This is a genomic window from Myxococcus sp. AM011 (assembly GCF_013372595.1).
Lineage (GTDB): Bacteria > Myxococcota > Myxococcia > Myxococcales > Myxococcaceae > Myxococcus > Myxococcus eversor.
In genome coordinates this window covers 1-15,043 of the sequence record NZ_JABXEM010000097.1, presented here as the reverse complement: position 1 = coordinate 15,043, position 15,043 = coordinate 1, and the positions used below count along the sequence as shown (strand labels likewise).

Genomic DNA, 15,043 nt, shown 5'->3' with positions numbered 1-15,043 from the left:
GCTGACGTCTATCTTCGGGGTCCTCCGCCGGCCTACCCTCTGAAGGTCGGGGCAACTGACTCGCCCGGGGGCTTCGCGAACAGGAGGCGGACAAGTGCTGTCGCGTCCCGATCGAAGCCTGCGCTGGGATGTGCTGGAGCAGCACGTCGACGAGGCCTGCTTCCTCTGGACGCAATGGCAGGCGGCACTCGATTCCCCCACCCAGGTCATGTCGGAGGTCGCGGAAGGACCAGAGCAGAGACTCCGAGCTCATCTCGACGCCATCGTCGCCGGAGGCCGGCGGGTCGCGGAGCGACTTCTCAAGCCCGCACTGGAAGGAGAAGACGAGGAGCGCATCCGCGTTGCGGGCTACTGCCTTCTGGCCGAAGGCGAGGGCGCGGATGTGGACCTCGTGTTGCGCCATTTCGCGGAAGCAGGAGAGCCCCTGCGACCCTGCTTACGGCAAGCCCTGCAACTCAGTGAGCGTCCTGGCCTATCGCGCGCGCTCCACCCATTGCTCGGGACCTCCGACGTACCACTCCTGAGGGCGGTGCTCGAGGTGCATGGCTTCCGTCGAACCCATCCGGGCCCGGTGCTCCAGGGGCTGATCTCCACAGCGTCCGCGCAGCTCCGAGCAGCCGCCCTCCAAAGCGCGCGCCATTGGCCACTGGAGGTGGAATCCGCGGTGGTCCTACGTGCGCTCTCCTCGTCCGAACCACAGGAGCACCTGGCCGCGCTCTCCGTGGGGCTCGTTCTCGATCATGCGGGCGCATGGAGCACATGCACGCGGTCCATCGGCGACTCTGGTCCCATCGGAGAGCTGTCGCGGCTCGCCCTGGCGTGCAGAGGCGAGGCGCGCGATGTCGAGGCGCTGCGGCAATTGCTTGTCGTCCCCGCACTCCGACGAGATGCGCTCTGGGCGCTCGGGTTCAGTGGTCGGAAGGTCGCCGCCGAAGACAGCCTCCACTGGATGAACGATGCCGTCCACGCAGGCGTCGCGGCGGAAGCCTTCTGCGCCATCACGGGTCTGGCGCTCGCCGGTCCACTGACGAAGGCTCGCGACGAAGAAATCGACCTGGCCGAGGACCTGCCTCCAAGTCTGGACGAGAAGCTCCCACTTCCCGTGCCGGATGCCGTTGATGCCTGGTGGAGTCAGGAGCGAAAGAACTTCCAGCGGGATGGGCGCTACCTGAACGGGAAGGTGCACTCCCGGGAACGACTGGTGGAGGCCTTCGAGTCCACCTCCATGCGGCGAAGGCATGTCCTCGCGCTGGAGCTGGCCTACCGCAGTCGAGGCAATCAGCAGGTCGAAACCCGTGACTTCAGCCACATGCAACGGCGGCAACTCCAGCAGATGCGTCACTGAGAGCAACAAGCTTCCGGGAGGAAGAACATGAGCGCGAGCGTAGGCGTCAACAAGATGTCGGTCGTCCACAAGGACTCGAACGGCACGACCGTCGCCGCCCCGGATATCTGCAAGACCCCCAGCCCCGCGGGCCCTGTCCCCATCCCCTATCCCAACATCGCTCGCTCAGCCGACACGGCAAAGGGAAGCAAGACCGTCGCGGTGGACGGCAATCCCCTCTGCGTCAAGGACTCCCACTTCAGCACCAGCACGGGCGACGAGGCGGGTACCGCCGGCGGAGGCGTTGCCTCCAACAAGACCCGGGGCAAAGCGGAGTTCATCAACTACTCATTTGACGTGAAGGTGGAAGGCAAGAACGTCGCGCGTGCAATGGATCTGATGCTGCACAACGACAAGAACACGCCTCCCTTCCCGGTGATCCAACCTCCCGTCGTGGCCACTGGAAAGAGTTCGGACGGCTGCTACTGCCTCTCCTGCAAGGACGACCTGTAACCACCGACAACCAGGAAGAGCGCCATGCCTAAAAAGCCGGAGCATCTGGCCAATTCCGCCGAGGACGTGCTTCACAAGCAGGTCGACGGCGCAGAGGAAGGAGGCGCGTGCCTCACGGGACATTCGACGAGCTACCATGATGCCTGTAGCTGCACCTACCGCTGGCAAGCCGTGCGCGAATCCCGACGCAATCGCCGGGAGGTCTACAACAAGGTGCCGGTGGTGAGTCCCAAGCAGGCCCGGGAGTACCGAGCGAAGAACGCCTCGCTCCCAGCCAGAGCAATCCCCACGTCCTACGACCCGGCGAAGAACTCCAATCCCAACTTGCAGTATGGCCCCTACATCCGGCTCCCCCAGCCCGGTGACTGGCAGATCTTCGGACCGACCCGGCCCGACATGAAGGATGCAGCGGGAAACACGATTCCCCCGGGCGCGAACTTCACCAAATGGACCTGGCCCTACTGGAACAACGCGCACCACATGATTCCCAAGGGGACGTTCCATGCCACCATCGACGCCATTGAAGACTCCGACTGTCGGGACCTTGTCCGGGTAGGGCTCCTTCGTGCGGAGTACAACGTCAATCACCACATCAACATCATCCTGCTGCCCATGGACCAGGAAGTCGGACGGGTGATGGAACTGCCACGCCACCTCATCCGCGACGACGACTACACGGGGGTGGAGATTGGCTCCAAGCACTTCAATCACGGGGCCTACAATCAGAACGTCAGGAACCGGCTCGAGAACATCATCGATTCCTTCAAGGCGACCATCGAAAGGGCTCGCCCGAAGGACTGCGACGCCTGGCCCCTCATCAAGCTCTCCAAGCTCCGACTGGAAGCACTGTCCAAGCACTGCTATGCGGAGATCATCAAGTTCGGGACCAAGAGCCCAGGCGCCCCCATCTCCGACATGCCCCCGCTCAGTTCCAGTGCCCTGCGCAATCGCGCCTGACCTCGGAGCAAGCCGTCATGGACTACTTCCAGCTCAATACCAGCCCAGCGGTCGACCCCGCATACTGCGTCCTCTACAAGGAGCCGGTGGGCACGAACATGCTCAGGTACCGCATGTCCATGGGTGTCGCCATGGGGGACAAGTACCCAAAGGATGCGAAGTGGTACATGACCGATGATGCCCCGGGCATCAAGCTGCCTTCATTGATCGCCACCGTCACCAGCTTGCTGGTCGCGGACCGCCGCATGAAGGAAGTCATCGAGCGCACGGGCATCCCCATGGAGTGCCTGCCCTTCACGCTCTACGACCACAAGAAGCGCGTCGCCAGCACGGACCACTTCATCATCAACCCGCTGGGCACCTTCGACTGCCTGGACCTGAAGCAAAGCGAAATCATCTACGAGGGCGATGAAGTCGTCGTGGTGGAGAAGTTCGTCCTCTCCCCGGAGAAGCTGCGCTCGGCGCCCGACATCTTCCGTGTCGAGCAGGAGCCCCAGGCCTACGTGCTCAGCCACCAGTTGGTGGACGAGCTGCGGCAACTGGACCCGAGCAACGTCTACCTCACTCGACTGGAGCAAACTTCGTAGGACCCGTGGAGCCGCTGGCATGTATGGCACACCGCTGTTCCTGATCGAAAAGTCTTGCGGCATCTCCTTGCAGGAGATGCTACCCGCCGTCGTCTCCAGGAGTGTCAGCCAGGACCAGGTGCGGGGGTTCTGCACCCTCTTCCGACGAATCGGCGTCGCCCGGTTGCTCTCGAGCGGACTTCCCGAGGCCTTCTTCGAGAACCTCGCGAAGAGCGCCCATGCGTTCCTCTACTTCCTGGAGGGAGCAGATGACAGGGCGAAGGTGACCAGCAAGTCGGAGCCCTACTTCGATGCCATCGCTTGTGATGACCTCACGACCGCCAAGAGCATCGCTCGACACTCACGACAGACCTGGCACCCAGGCGAGGAGTATGAAGACGACTTCCTGTACATGTCGTTCCTGATGCAGCGCTTCTCCCTGGGCATGCCTCGGGAATCGCTCGAAGAGGTGCTGACGCGATACGTGGCGGTCCTGCAAGGAGCGGAGGATTTCAGGCTCGACCTGTGTCGCGCACTCCTCCACGCCGAACAGGGTCCGTTCGACGAGGCGCTGTCGAGGGTCGTGGAGGACCGGGAGAGAGACCTCCGCAAGAAGATCGAGGGAGAGCGGCTGTCACCCGATGAGGTATCCACCACGGCGAGGCTGTGGGTCGAGCTGCTCGCCTTGCTGCGCTTCGCCCAGGTGGCGGGGTTGTCGGTCGAGGACCACTACGTCCTGGCACCCTCCATCGCCCGGCACGTGAGCAGGGCCCCGCCAGTGGCTCCCGAGGCATGGAGGCAGGTTCGCTCCTACTACGAGCTCACCTGAGGAGCACTTCCGATGAAGGCCTGCGTGACTGGATTGGGCATGGTGAGTGCCCTCGGCTACGGAGTGGTCGGCAGCCATGCGGCCATGAGAGCCGGCATCACCCGTCCATGGCCCCTGGACGGCCTTGCTGTTGACGATGGGGAGGGAGGTGCTACCCCGGTCACGGGAATTCCGGCTAGGGCCTTCGCCGAGGGATTCTTCCAAGCAGGTGCGTGGGTGCGGCTGGCTGCTGGAAGCTTCGAGGACTTGATTCATGCCTCAAGTCTTCCACCCGCCTCCGCTCACGAGTTCTGGCGCGGCACGGGCATCATCACCCTGGCGCCCCTCATCGATGAAGAGCGGTTTCTGTTCTCACTCGACCGGGCACCTGCCGCATTGCTGGAACACTACGCCTGGCCTCTCGTGAGGCTGCTGGAGCTTCCCATGCTCCCCCATCAGGTCTGGGCGCTCGCCAGCGGGCACTGCGGCATGGCGGAGGCCATCCAGCTCGCTGAACGTGAGCTGTCCGCGCGAAGGCTCAACCGAATCATCGTCCTCGGCGCTGATTCCTACGTCGACCCTCTTTCCCTGGGCTGGCTCGCACAGCACCGGCGGCTGAAGTCTCCCACCCGCCAGACAGGAACGGTTCCAGGTGAAGCGGGCGCCTGTGTGTTGCTGGAATCCGAGGTCAGCGCGCGGACCCGAGGCGCAGTGATAGGAGGTCACGTCGAAGCCACCGGGCTCGGGGTTCATGCTGACGGGAAGCGTCCACCGCCGCCGGCACTGGGACGTGCGCTGGCGGAAGTGGTGAAGAATGTCCTGCCCGGGGCCAAGGACGAGCAGTCCTTTCATGGTGAGCTGCTGCTCGACCTCAATGGGGAAGATTGGAAGGCGCAGGCCTGGGGGTATGCACAGGTCCTGCTCGCGGAGCACCTCGACCTGGGACACCTCCGCGTTGTGCTCCCATGCGAGTCGCTGGGGGAGATAGGCGCCGCGAGCGGACCTGCCTCCGTCTGCCTGGCCGTCAGCGGTTTCCTCCGGGTGAGCGGTCCAGGTGACGATGCCATGAACTGCTCCATCTCGGACTGTGGGCAGGTCGCGGCCGTGCGGCTCCGACGCCCTGCGTCCCCGCGCTCGCCCACTCTCGCGCGCTCTTGAGGCGGCAGGGTGGCGGTCCACCCAGGCTGCGCTTGTCCGAGCCTCGCACCCAATGTCCGCTATCACCTGGAAGGGAGTGTGTTCGGGTTTGCTAGAGTCCCGACATGCGCCCCCATCCGCGTCTGGCCCGAGGAAGCATGCTGCGTGTCCTGGTGTGGCTCACCAGCGGCATCGTCCTCCTCGTCGTCATCGCCATTGTCGGACTCGATATGTTCATGCGCTCGAAGTACGAGCCAACGCTCGATGCGATGCGGCAGGAAGTCACGGCGCATGTGGACTTCTTCTGTGAGGAACAGACGAAGCTCGCCGCCGACCCTTGGTTCCACGAGCCGCGCACCCAAGGCGATGCGGGGGCACTGCTCAACCGGTGGGCGGCATGGGAGCCTCCCGGTCCGCCGATGCCCGCGGACTCACCGCTCCAGCTTCCCGCGCACCTGAAGGAGAAGAAGACGCTGGAGGAGTGGTTCGCGGCAGCCCCGGACCTGTCGTCGCTGAATTTCGAGTGGATGCGCGAGCTTCAACGATTCGACCGGTGGGACATCCTCCAGAACATCCCGTTCAAGCATGACGAGCCGTTCAATCTGCTGACGGCACCCTTTCCGAACTTCATCGCGCTCCAGGACTGGTCCAAGTTCAGGTTGCTGCAAGGCATTCGGACCGGACAGCCCCTGGAGGCGGCGCGGGACGTGCGTCACCTCGCGTGGCTGTCCTACCGGACGGACACAATACTCGGCGCGATGATCGCCAACGCCCTTCTTGGACTGGAGCGCAGGGCGCATGCGCTGATGAAGGAGCCTCCCTCGGAGTGGCGGCCGATGAGCCAGGAACAAGGCGACCGCCTGCGCGCCGTGTTCTGGGCGAGCATGACTTTCTCCAGCATCAACACGCCCGTGGACGTGGCCCGGAAGGCACGGGCCTGTGGGTCGGGCATCAGTCGTTGCCTCGGCCTGGTCGAAGCCAGCAATCTGGCGAAGTACCTTCAGCCCCTCGCGGAGCCGGTGTATCGAGAGGCCTACGCGGAGATACAGACGGAGCTGGCCACGCCCTGCCCCACTTCCATGTTGGCGACGCAATGGCAGCACGGCAACACCATCGATGATCGTCAGCCCTTCGGCAGCACCATGCCCGAGCAGCCTGCGTGGATGCGAAGTCTTCCCCGCCGGTTCGCCGGAAAGCACATCGCCGGAATCCTGATGTCCATCGGGGTCCAGAACATCGACCTGCTGAAGAAGCTCCCACAAGGACAGGCCACTCCAGCCTCGGCCGAAACCACTCGTTGAGCAGCCCAAGGCGAGGCCTCATCAAGCAAGCATGATGCGGGTCATGGCTCTCCAATGCAGGGCCATGCGGGCCGTTCATCCCATGAAGGTGGAGCATCTCGCGTGGCAATCCGTGTCACCGCGCACGGTCGGACTTTGTCGTCCCAGGCACGTGGACATTTTCCTCCACCCCTGACTTCGCAACGATTCCGCGAGGTTCCGCGCCACCCCCTGGAGCAATTCATCCTCCCTGGCATGGCGCGTGTGCTCACCCCGCCACTCAAGTGGCTGGGATCACTCATGCACGCTCGCTTCACCACGTGGGCACGCCCGTTGCTGTCCAACCGCTGACCTTCCCGCCGCACCATGGGGGTGTGGGTGGAGGGCTGACGTCAGCGCTGGGGGCACAGGTCGGTGGCGACGTACGCGGCGATACCAGCGGTAGGACAAGCCCTCCTGGCCCTGCTGGAGCAGTCCTGCCCGAAGCCTGAGTTCGAGGGCGCGAAGTTCCGCCTCTACCAGGCCTCCGACTTCAAGGCCCCCATGGATGAGGGCATCTCCCTCTTCCTCTTCCGCGTCACCCCCAGCACCACGCGCCGCAATCTTCCCGGTCGACTCGACTCGCAAGGCCGCCGCACCCGCCGGCCCCTCCCCGTCGACCTCTACTACCTGCTCACCCCCTGGGCGAAGTCCGCCGCCAAGCAGCACCGGCTCCTCGGCTGGGCCATGCGCCAGCTCGAGGACACGCCCACCCTCACCGCCAGCTTCCTCAATCACTACGGCACACCCGAGACAGACACCTTCCTCCCAGACGAGACAGTCACCGTCGTCTACGAGCCCTTGAGCATCCAGGACATGCTCAACGTCTGGGAGCCCGGCAAGCCGAACATCCAGGTCTCCGCCTCGTACGTCGCTCGCATGGTCGGCATCGAGTCCGCCATCGCCGATGAGGAAGCCGGCCCCGTCCAGACGCGCGTGCTCTCACCCGGAAAGGTGACCGAGCGATGAGGCCCGCCATCCACGTCCTGGAGCACGTGTCGCGCGTGGCCCCGCTCGGCATCCGCTTCCGCGACGAAGCCACGGGGGCGTGGATCAACGAAGGACTGCGCGTCAGCGCGTTCCCCGTGGGACAGCCCTCGTTGCGCCGCGAGTCCGTGGTCAATCGCTCGGGCATCCATCTGCTGATGAACCTGCCCGGACTGCGAGATTTGGAGTTCGGGGGCGAGCACGCTGGAGACGACGTGTGGTGGGCCACGCTCCCGTCGCGCCGTCCGTACACCGTCGAAGTGCACGACAGCCTGGACCGCTTCCTCTCGTGCTCCTTCCGCGCCGAGCTTCCACACCGGGGACTCTTCTCGCTCGACTGCGTCGCCTCTCCACCCTCGCCCCTGTCACCGCCAGCGCCCTCCGTGCCGCTCTTCTCCGCGCCCACGCGCCAGAGCGCCGTGCCCATGGCCGTGGTGCGCGCGGAGCTGTGGGACACGAAGGCGAAGGCCCCGGCCTCGTGGGCACTGGTGGAAGTCACTTCCACCGGTGGCGTCACCGCGCGCGGCATGACGGATGAGCGCGGACGACTGGCGCTGTTCTTTCCGTACCCGGCCCCCGTGGACTTCGCTCCTGGCTCTCCCGTGGATGCGTCCAGCCTGCCTCCGGGACCTCCACTGTTGGAGCAGACCTGGCAGCTCCAGCTTCGCGTGCACCATGACTACCGCGCACCCGGGACGGCGCCGCCGGACGTGTGCACCACGCTGTCCCAACCCCCGGCGGGGGTGTGGGCGGACACGGGCAGCCCCCAGGCGCTGCTCGAGCCAACGCTGCGCTACGGCCAGGAGCTCGTCCTGCGCACCCAGGATGCGCCTGCCTCCCGGCTGTGGATCACCCCCACGGGTTCACCTCCCTAGGAAATGACCGATGCCTGAATATCTCGCTCCCGGTGTATTCGTCGAAGAGACCAGCTTCCGCTCGAAGTCCATCGAGGGCGTGAGCACCACCACCACCGGCTTCATCGGTCCCACCCGCTACGGGCCCGTGGAGCTGGAGCCCGAGCTCATCACCAGCGTGGTGGAGTTCGAGCGCATCTACGGCAACCGCCGACAGCTCACCTTCACCGACGACGTCACGCTGCACAACTACACCTGGCACGGGGCGCGCGCCTTCTTCGAGGAAGGCGGCAAGCGGCTCTACATCAGCCGCGCCTTCCGCCGTCCCGACGACGCGCTCTACACGGGCCTGGACACCACCATCGACCTGGGCACGGGCACCGCCGTCTCCACCGAGTACAACGACGGCCACGCCCGCGCGCTCCTCGATTCGAACGCGAACCCCAAGACGGAGACGCTGTCGCTGACGGCTCGCTTCCCGGGCTCGGCCGGCAACCTGCGCGTGCGCTTCTCCCTGCGCGTGGGCCAGAACGTCCTCTCCTTCGAGGAAGGCACGCCGCGCGTGGGCGCCCTCCTGGCGCGCGACGTGGTGCTCATCCGCGATATCAAATCCCCCATCTCCAGCCCCGTGGGCACCGGCGAGTTCTACCTGGCCACGTGGGACGAGGACGCGCAGGGCTGGAAGTTCACCGGCGGCGCTGGCAGCCCCCTCTTCCTCGCGTCACTGCAAGAGGGCGCGGGCTTCGAGATTCGCGTCGTCACCGTCGCCGTGACGGCCATCCCCATGGATGACCCGGCCTCCGCGCAGACGTGGGACGGCCTGGCCCTGGATCCGGCGCACACTCGCAGCGGCGCGGCGGACTCGCTGTCCGCGCGCTTCGGCTACGACGCGGATGAGCCGTCGAAGAACCGCGACGTGCCCATCATCATCTCCACGCAGAATCTGGATGACGGCGTGGAGGTGCTGGGCGCCTTCCTGGATGCCAGCCTCGCCAGCCCCATCATGAGCCCCCCGCTGGACTCGGCGCTGGAGGACCCGGACTCGCCCGAGTCGCAGCGCTCGCTGGAGGTACTGCTCAAGGGCGGCAGCGACGGCATGCGCCCCACCGCGGATGACTACAAGGGCCAGCAGGTCCCCAACACCACGCGCAAGACGGGCCTGTTCCACTTCGAGGACCTGGAGGACATCTCCATCGTCGCCGCGCCGGGCTCCACGTTCGGCCACGAGAACGGCTACGGCGCCAACTCCGCCACCATCATCAACCTGCTCATCTCCCACGCACAGCGGATGAAGTACTGCATCGCCGTGCTGGACAGCGGCAATGGCCAGACGCTCGGACAGGTGCGGGCGCTGCGCGCCAAAATCGACACCAGCTACGCGGCGCTCTACTACCCGTGGATAAAGGTGCTGGACCCCGTCACGCGCCAGCCCATCTTCCTGCCGCCCAGCGGCTTCGTGGCGGGCATCTACGCGCGCAACGACGTCAACCGCGCCGTCTACAAGGCCCCCGCCAACGAGGTGGTGAACCTGGCGCTCGGTTTCGAGACGAACCTGAGCAAGGCGCAGCAGGAGGTGCTCAATCCGGAGGGCATCAATGCGTTCCGCTACTTCGAGGGCCGCGGCAACCGGCTGTGGGGCGCGCGCACGACGTCGTCGGACCCGGAGTGGAAGTACGTCAACCTGCGGCGGTACTTCGCCTACCTGGAGCGCTCCATCGACAAGGGGACGCAGTGGGCGGTGTTCGAGCCCAACGGCGAGCAACTCTGGGCCAACGTGCGGCGCACCATCGAAGACTTCATGCTCAATGAGTGGCAGCAGGGCGCGCTGCTCGGAGAGAAGCCGGAGAAGGCGTACTTCGTGAAGTGCGACCGCAGCACCATGAGCCAGAACGACCTGGATAACGGTCGGCTGGTCTGCCTCATCGGCGTGGCGCCGCTGCGCCCGGCCGAGTTCGTCATCTTCCGCATCGGTCAGTGGACCGGCGACCGGAAGTAATCCCTCTGGAGACCACCCATGGCTGTCTTTCGTGATCGCCCCTATGTGCAGTTCAACTTCCTGGTCGACCTGGGCGCCGGCAACGGCACCGAGGGCCCCGATGCGGGCTTCCAGGAGATCTCCAACGTGGGCATGGAGGTCACCGTCGCGGAGTACCGCAACGGCAACGAGAAGGAGAACAGCGTCCGGAAAATCACCGGCCTGAACAAGGCGACGGACGTCACCATGAAGCGCGGGGTGATTGGCTCGCTCAGCCTCTACAAGTGGTTGGACCAGTTGCGCAACGGCGAGTCCAACGCGCTGCGCACCGTCACCATCCAGCTCCAGAACGAGGACCACACCGCGGTGGTGCAGACGTGGAAGCTGCTCCGCGCGCGCATCATCAAACACGTCAGCGGCCCCTTCAACGCGAAGGGAACGGACGTGGCCATCGAGGAGCTCACCATCGCGTACGAGCGCCTGGAGATGGAGTGACGTGAGCCGCCCCGCCGCCAGACGCCTCCCCGGCTTGCGCTTCGAAATCCAGGCACCGTCCGTCGTGGACGTGCTGCCTCGGATGGACGTGGGCGCGTTCGTCGGCTTCGCCTCCTCCGGCCCCCTGCACGTGCCGGTGGCGGTGGAGGACGTGGCGGACTTCGAGGCGGTGTTCGGCGAAGCCCCGCTGCTCGCATGGGACGCCGAGCGCGGAGAGCCTTTGCAAGGGCACCTGGCCTCGGCGGTGCGCGCGTTCTTCCGAAACGGCGGGCGGCGCTGCTGGGTCGTCCGCGTGGCGGGGCCCGACGCGAAGTCCAACACCTTCCCCATCCCGGGCCTGCTGCGCTGCTCGGAAGGTGGAGTCGTGAGCGCGGCCCTGGCCCGCGCGCGCTCGGAGGGAAGCTGGTCGGACCCGGTGCGTGTGGCGGCGTCCATCCATCGCGAGCTGGTGGACCTGGTGGACTGGAGCGCCACCGGGAGTGGCGAGGCGACGCTCGTGGTGACGGCCTCGGGTGGCGTGGCGGTCGGTGATTTGCTGCGCGTGGGATTCGATGGCACCGCGTGCGCGCTGCTCGTGCCCGTCGAGTCGGTGGAGGCCGTGGGCCAGGAGGCGACTCCGTCCTTTTCCGGACCCGCGCCCCGACGTGTGACGGTGCGCGTGCGCACGACGAAGGCCCGTTGGCTGGAGTCGAGCGTGGCGCCGACAGCTTTGCCCACCGTGTCGTGGGTCCGAGGAGAGGGGGACGTCGTGTCGCTCGGGGCCACGGCACTGGTGGATCCGGGGCCGGGCGAGGCGCCCCGCGTCCTCACGCTCACGTTGAGCGTGACGCCGGAAGCGGCACCTCCTCCGGGCGCGGTGCTGCGGTTGGTGGAAGCGTCCCTCGGTGAGCACTGGCTCCTGGTGGAGTCCGTCGTCCTGGGCCAGGTGGGCGCGGGCGCGGTGCAGGTCTCCGGGGTCGCCTCGCGAGTGCGGACATCCACGCCCGGGGCCGTGAGCTCCGCGCCGGCCTGGTGTGAGCGACTGACGCTGGGCCTGTGGACCCGCCGGAGCGCGGAGCAGCCCGCGCAGTTGGAGCGGCTCGGCTTCTGCCCCAGTCATCCGCGCCACTGGGCCGCGCTGCCCACGGACACCGAGCGGGCCCGGTTCGAGGACGCGGAGACGCTTCCCTCGCGGCTTCCCGAAGAGCGGCTGCCAAGTGACTGGCGCCAGGGCATCCCCAGTAGCCGCTTCCCGCTCGCGGGCCCGGGGGCACAGGGCGAGGCGTTCTCCATCCCCCTCGGCCTGTCGGACTCGCCCACTTCCTACGTGGGCTGCACGCCGCCTGCTGGAGACTCGCTGACTCGAGATGGGCTCGCGTCCTTCGACGCGGATCTCTTCCTGGATGCGGACCTGAAGTCCCTGAGCATCGAGGCCCTTCTGGCACAGGCGGACTTCCTGCGCTACCAGAGCAGTCGGCCTCGCGCGCTCAAGGGCCTCCACGCCGTCATGGACCGGCTGGATGCGACGCTGGTGGCCGCGCCCGATGCCATCCATCGCGCCTGGGTGCGCACGGGCAGGCCGCCTGTTCCACCGCCCTCGCCGAGCGAGCCACTGCCCGAGCCGGACTGGGGCACGTTCCTCGACTGCGCATATGAGCCGCCTCCCGCGCCCGCGCCGCTGGTCGCCTCGCCTCCGGAGCCCACCTCCGGGCAGCCCTTCACCCTGACCTGGGCGACGCTGCCGGGCGCGGGCATCGAGTACGTGCTGGAGGAGGCGCTGCGCCCGGACTTCAGCGACGCCGCGGTGCTGTATCGAGGGCCGCTCACCACGCGCACGTTGTACGGGCGCACGCCGGGCACTCGCTACCACCGCGTCCGCGCGGAGCGAGCGGGCATCACCGGTCCCTGGACTCCAGGTGTGGCCGTCAGCGTGTCGCCTCCCGCGCGGTGGCAGGTGCTGCCAGCGACGTCCTACGACGTGGGGCTCCTGTTCGCGGTGCAGCGTTCGCTCATGCGCATGGCGCGTGCTCGCGGGGACCTGCTGGCCGTGCTGTCCCTGCCCGAGCACTATCGTGAGGAAGACGCGCTCGCGCACGCCAGCGCCCTGCAGTCGCCCCTGGGCTCGGAGGAGGATGGCGTCCCGCCGCTCGGCTTCGCGGAGGACGCTGCGCTGTCGCACGGCGCGCTCTATCATCCGTGGACCTTCGTCTCCGAGGAGAACAAGCCCGCGGAGCCTCGGCGCATGCCTCCGGATGGCACCGCGTGCGGCGTGCTCGCCCGACGCGCGTTGGAGCGCGGGGCCTGGGTGGCTCCCGCCAATGAGCCATGGACCGGAGTGGTGGCGCTGAGCCCCGCCATGGGCCGCGAGTGGTGGCTGGACTTGCAGGAAGCGCAGGTCAACGTGGTGCGGCAGGAGCCGCGCGCCTTCCTCACCCTGTCCGCCGACACCCTGGCCACGGACCCGGACCTGCGTCCCATCCACGTCCGCAGGCTGTTGTCACTGCTGCGACGCGCGGCGCTGCGCCTGGGGGCCACGTATGTCTTCGAGCCCAATGACGCCAGCTTCCGTCGCCGCGTGCAGCGCGACTTCGAGTCGCTGCTCGGAGACCTCTTCGTCCGGGGAGCCTTCGCCGGGAAGACTCGCGACGGCGCGTTCCAGGTCGTGGCCGGCGCCGAGCTGAACACGCCCTCCCTCGTCGAGCAGGGTCGCTTCTACGTGGACCTGCGCGTGGCGCCGTCCCAACCCCTCACCTTCCTCAACGTGCGGCTCGTCCAGAGCGGCGACCGCGGGCTCGTCACGGAGGCGCGTTAGGCCATGGCCACCACCGAGGACGAGACGGTCATCGACCCCTTCATCGCCTTCGCCTTCGCGGTGGAGATCTCCATCCCCGACGTCACGCCCAAGGCGTGCTTCGCCGCGTTCTCCGAGTGCGACGGCCTGGAGATGACCATGGACGTGAAGACGATTCGCGAAGGTGGCAACAACGGTCGGCAGATTCGCCTCACCGGCGCGCACAGCTTCGGCCAGCTCACGCTCAAGCGCGGGATGACGGCCAATGACGACTTGTGGCGGTGGTTCGAAATCCTGAGGACCCGTCCCCGGCTTCGGGCCAGCGCGGAGGTCGTGATGTTCGGCCCGGCGCTGGAGCGCAAGGAGCGTGCGCGTTTCATCCTGTCGCGCTGCCTGCCCGTGAAGCTCAAGGCGCCTCCGCTCAACGCAAAGGACGGCATGGTCGCCATCGAGGAGCTTCAAATCGCCTACGAGTCCCTCACCCGCAAGGCCGGAGGCGCCTGAGCCATGTCCGACGACGCCACGCCGCTCGCGAAGGCGAAGCTCCTCCAGCTCGACTCCAACTTCGAGCACCCGATTGACGAGCAGACCACGTCCACCGTGGTGCAGTTCAACCCGGAGACGCTCAAGGTCGCCTACGCCAACCAGGTGCAGCAGCCCTCCGGTGGTGGAGATCAGCGCGGCACGCCCGCGCAGCAGTTCGTCGGCGCCGGCACCACCAAGCTGAGCGTGCAGCTCTGGTTCGACGTGACAGGGCAGCCGGAGGGCGCTTCTGACGCGGTGGAGGACGTGCGCAAGCTCACCGCGAAGGTGGCCTTCTTCATCACTCCGAAGAAGGAGGGCGACAAGTTCGTCCCGCCCGCCGTGCGCTTCCTGTGGGGCAGCTTCCAGTTCGACGGAATCATGGAGTCGATGGAGGAGTCGCTGGAGCTGTTCTCCGCCGAGGGCCTCCCCCTGCGCGCCAGCGTCAGCTTCAGCCTGGCGCAGCAGAAAATCACCGCCTTCGTCTTCGCGCCCACGCAGCCTCCCGCGGGCACCAGTCCGAACCCCAGCGGCAAGGGCGCGGGCGAGGCACCCATGAAGTCCGCGCCAGAGGGCTCGACGGTGCAGGGACTCGCGTCGAACGAGGGCAAGGGCGCGAGCTGGCAGGGCATCGCCTCCGCCAACGGAATCGAAAACCCGAGGCGACTGGCTCCGGGGCAGCTCATCGACTTGCAGGCGGGCGTCAACATCGGAGTACGGCGGTAGCGGGGGGCGTGCATGGCCGTGGTCATCAACGAGATGGAAGTGGTGAGCGCGCCTCCAACGGCGTCCACGTCGTCGGGGGGCGGCTCGGGC

General features: G+C 66.8%; 14 protein-coding genes. All 14 read left to right on the top strand.

Annotated features, from left to right (window positions below; translation table 11 throughout):
- Window positions 1-94: 94 nt before the first annotated feature.
- The 14 genes from HUW62_RS21120 to HUW62_RS21055 all read left to right on the top strand — a co-directional run bounded on the left by HUW62_RS21120 (window position 95) and on the right by HUW62_RS21055 (window position 14,953).
- Window positions 95-1,345: a TIGR02270 family protein gene (locus HUW62_RS21120; RefSeq protein WP_176435440.1), complete on the top strand. Its 1,251-nt coding sequence runs from the start codon at window positions 95-97 to the stop codon at window positions 1,343-1,345.
- Window positions 1,346-1,372: 27 nt separating this feature from the next.
- Entirely contained in the window at window positions 1,373-1,837 is a 465-nt protein-coding gene (locus HUW62_RS21115; RefSeq protein ID WP_176435439.1) for a DUF4150 domain-containing protein, read from the top strand.
- Between the two features lie 24 nt (window positions 1,838-1,861).
- Window positions 1,862-2,794 (top strand): AHH domain-containing protein, encoded by a 933-nt coding sequence (locus HUW62_RS21110; RefSeq protein ID WP_176435438.1) that lies wholly within the window; start codon window positions 1,862-1,864, stop codon window positions 2,792-2,794.
- Window positions 2,795-2,811: 17 nt separating this feature from the next.
- On the top strand, window positions 2,812-3,381 hold the full coding sequence (locus HUW62_RS21105; protein ID WP_176435437.1) for a DUF1629 domain-containing protein: 570 nt from the start codon (window positions 2,812-2,814) through the stop codon (window positions 3,379-3,381).
- Between the two features lie 19 nt (window positions 3,382-3,400).
- Entirely contained in the window at window positions 3,401-4,189 is a 789-nt protein-coding gene (locus HUW62_RS21100; protein ID WP_176435436.1) for an immunity 49 family protein, read from the top strand.
- Window positions 4,190-4,435: 246 nt separating this feature from the next.
- Window positions 4,436-5,326 (top strand): hypothetical protein, encoded by an 891-nt coding sequence (locus tag HUW62_RS21095; RefSeq protein WP_176435435.1) that lies wholly within the window; start codon window positions 4,436-4,438, stop codon window positions 5,324-5,326.
- Window positions 5,327-5,463: 137 nt separating this feature from the next.
- Entirely contained in the window at window positions 5,464-6,606 is a 1,143-nt protein-coding gene (locus HUW62_RS21090; protein ID WP_176435434.1) for a hypothetical protein, read from the top strand.
- A 393-nt stretch (window positions 6,607-6,999) separates the two neighbouring features.
- Window positions 7,000-7,593 carry a DUF4255 domain-containing protein gene (locus tag HUW62_RS21085; RefSeq protein WP_163865007.1) on the top strand — a complete coding sequence of 198 codons (594 nt, stop codon included), beginning with the start codon at window positions 7,000-7,002 and terminating at the stop codon, window positions 7,591-7,593.
- Entirely contained in the window at window positions 7,590-8,486 is an 897-nt protein-coding gene (locus HUW62_RS21080; protein ID WP_176435433.1) for a hypothetical protein, read from the top strand. Before HUW62_RS21085 ends, HUW62_RS21080 begins: the two co-directional genes overlap by 4 nt.
- A 10-nt stretch (window positions 8,487-8,496) precedes the next feature.
- Window positions 8,497-10,461 carry a phage tail sheath subtilisin-like domain-containing protein gene (locus HUW62_RS48860; RefSeq protein ID WP_176435432.1) on the top strand — a complete coding sequence of 655 codons (1,965 nt, stop codon included), beginning with the start codon at window positions 8,497-8,499 and terminating at the stop codon, window positions 10,459-10,461.
- A gap of 18 nt (window positions 10,462-10,479) precedes the next feature.
- Window positions 10,480-10,935, top strand: a complete 456-nt coding sequence (locus tag HUW62_RS21070) for a phage tail protein (protein ID WP_141643598.1) — start codon at window positions 10,480-10,482, stop codon at window positions 10,933-10,935.
- 1 nt (window position 10,936) lies between these two features.
- The gene (locus tag HUW62_RS21065) at window positions 10,937-13,726 is read left to right on the top strand and encodes a hypothetical protein (RefSeq protein ID WP_176435431.1); all 2,790 of its coding nucleotides are present in this window, start codon (window positions 10,937-10,939) and stop codon (window positions 13,724-13,726) included.
- A 3-nt stretch (window positions 13,727-13,729) separates the two neighbouring features.
- Entirely contained in the window at window positions 13,730-14,209 is a 480-nt protein-coding gene (locus HUW62_RS21060; RefSeq protein WP_176435430.1) for a phage tail protein, read from the top strand.
- Window positions 14,210-14,212: 3 nt separating this feature from the next.
- On the top strand, window positions 14,213-14,953 hold the full coding sequence (locus HUW62_RS21055) for a peptidoglycan-binding protein (RefSeq protein WP_176435429.1): 741 nt from the start codon (window positions 14,213-14,215) through the stop codon (window positions 14,951-14,953).
- The last annotated feature ends 90 nt before the right edge of the window (window positions 14,954-15,043 follow it).

What these genes read in the sequence shown, in the direction of transcription:
- HUW62_RS21115 (WP_176435439.1), top strand. Translation starts at nt 1,373, where the DNA reads ATGAGCGCGAGCGTAGGCGTCAACAAGATGTCGGTCGTCCACAAGGAC.
- HUW62_RS21110 (WP_176435438.1), top strand. Translation starts at nt 1,862, where the DNA reads ATGCCTAAAAAGCCGGAGCATCTGGCCAATTCCGCCGAGGACGTGCTT.
- HUW62_RS21105 (WP_176435437.1), top strand. Translation starts at nt 2,812, where the DNA reads ATGGACTACTTCCAGCTCAATACCAGCCCAGCGGTCGACCCCGCATAC.
- HUW62_RS21100 (WP_176435436.1), top strand. Translation starts at nt 3,401, where the DNA reads ATGTATGGCACACCGCTGTTCCTGATCGAAAAGTCTTGCGGCATCTCC.
- HUW62_RS21090 (WP_176435434.1), top strand. Translation starts at nt 5,464, where the DNA reads ATGCTGCGTGTCCTGGTGTGGCTCACCAGCGGCATCGTCCTCCTCGTC.
- HUW62_RS21080 (WP_176435433.1), top strand. Translation starts at nt 7,590, where the DNA reads ATGAGGCCCGCCATCCACGTCCTGGAGCACGTGTCGCGCGTGGCCCCG.
- HUW62_RS48860 (WP_176435432.1), top strand. Translation starts at nt 8,497, where the DNA reads ATGCCTGAATATCTCGCTCCCGGTGTATTCGTCGAAGAGACCAGCTTC.
- HUW62_RS21070 (WP_141643598.1), top strand. Translation starts at nt 10,480, where the DNA reads ATGGCTGTCTTTCGTGATCGCCCCTATGTGCAGTTCAACTTCCTGGTC.
- HUW62_RS21060 (WP_176435430.1), top strand. Translation starts at nt 13,730, where the DNA reads ATGGCCACCACCGAGGACGAGACGGTCATCGACCCCTTCATCGCCTTC.
- HUW62_RS21055 (WP_176435429.1), top strand. Translation starts at nt 14,213, where the DNA reads ATGTCCGACGACGCCACGCCGCTCGCGAAGGCGAAGCTCCTCCAGCTC.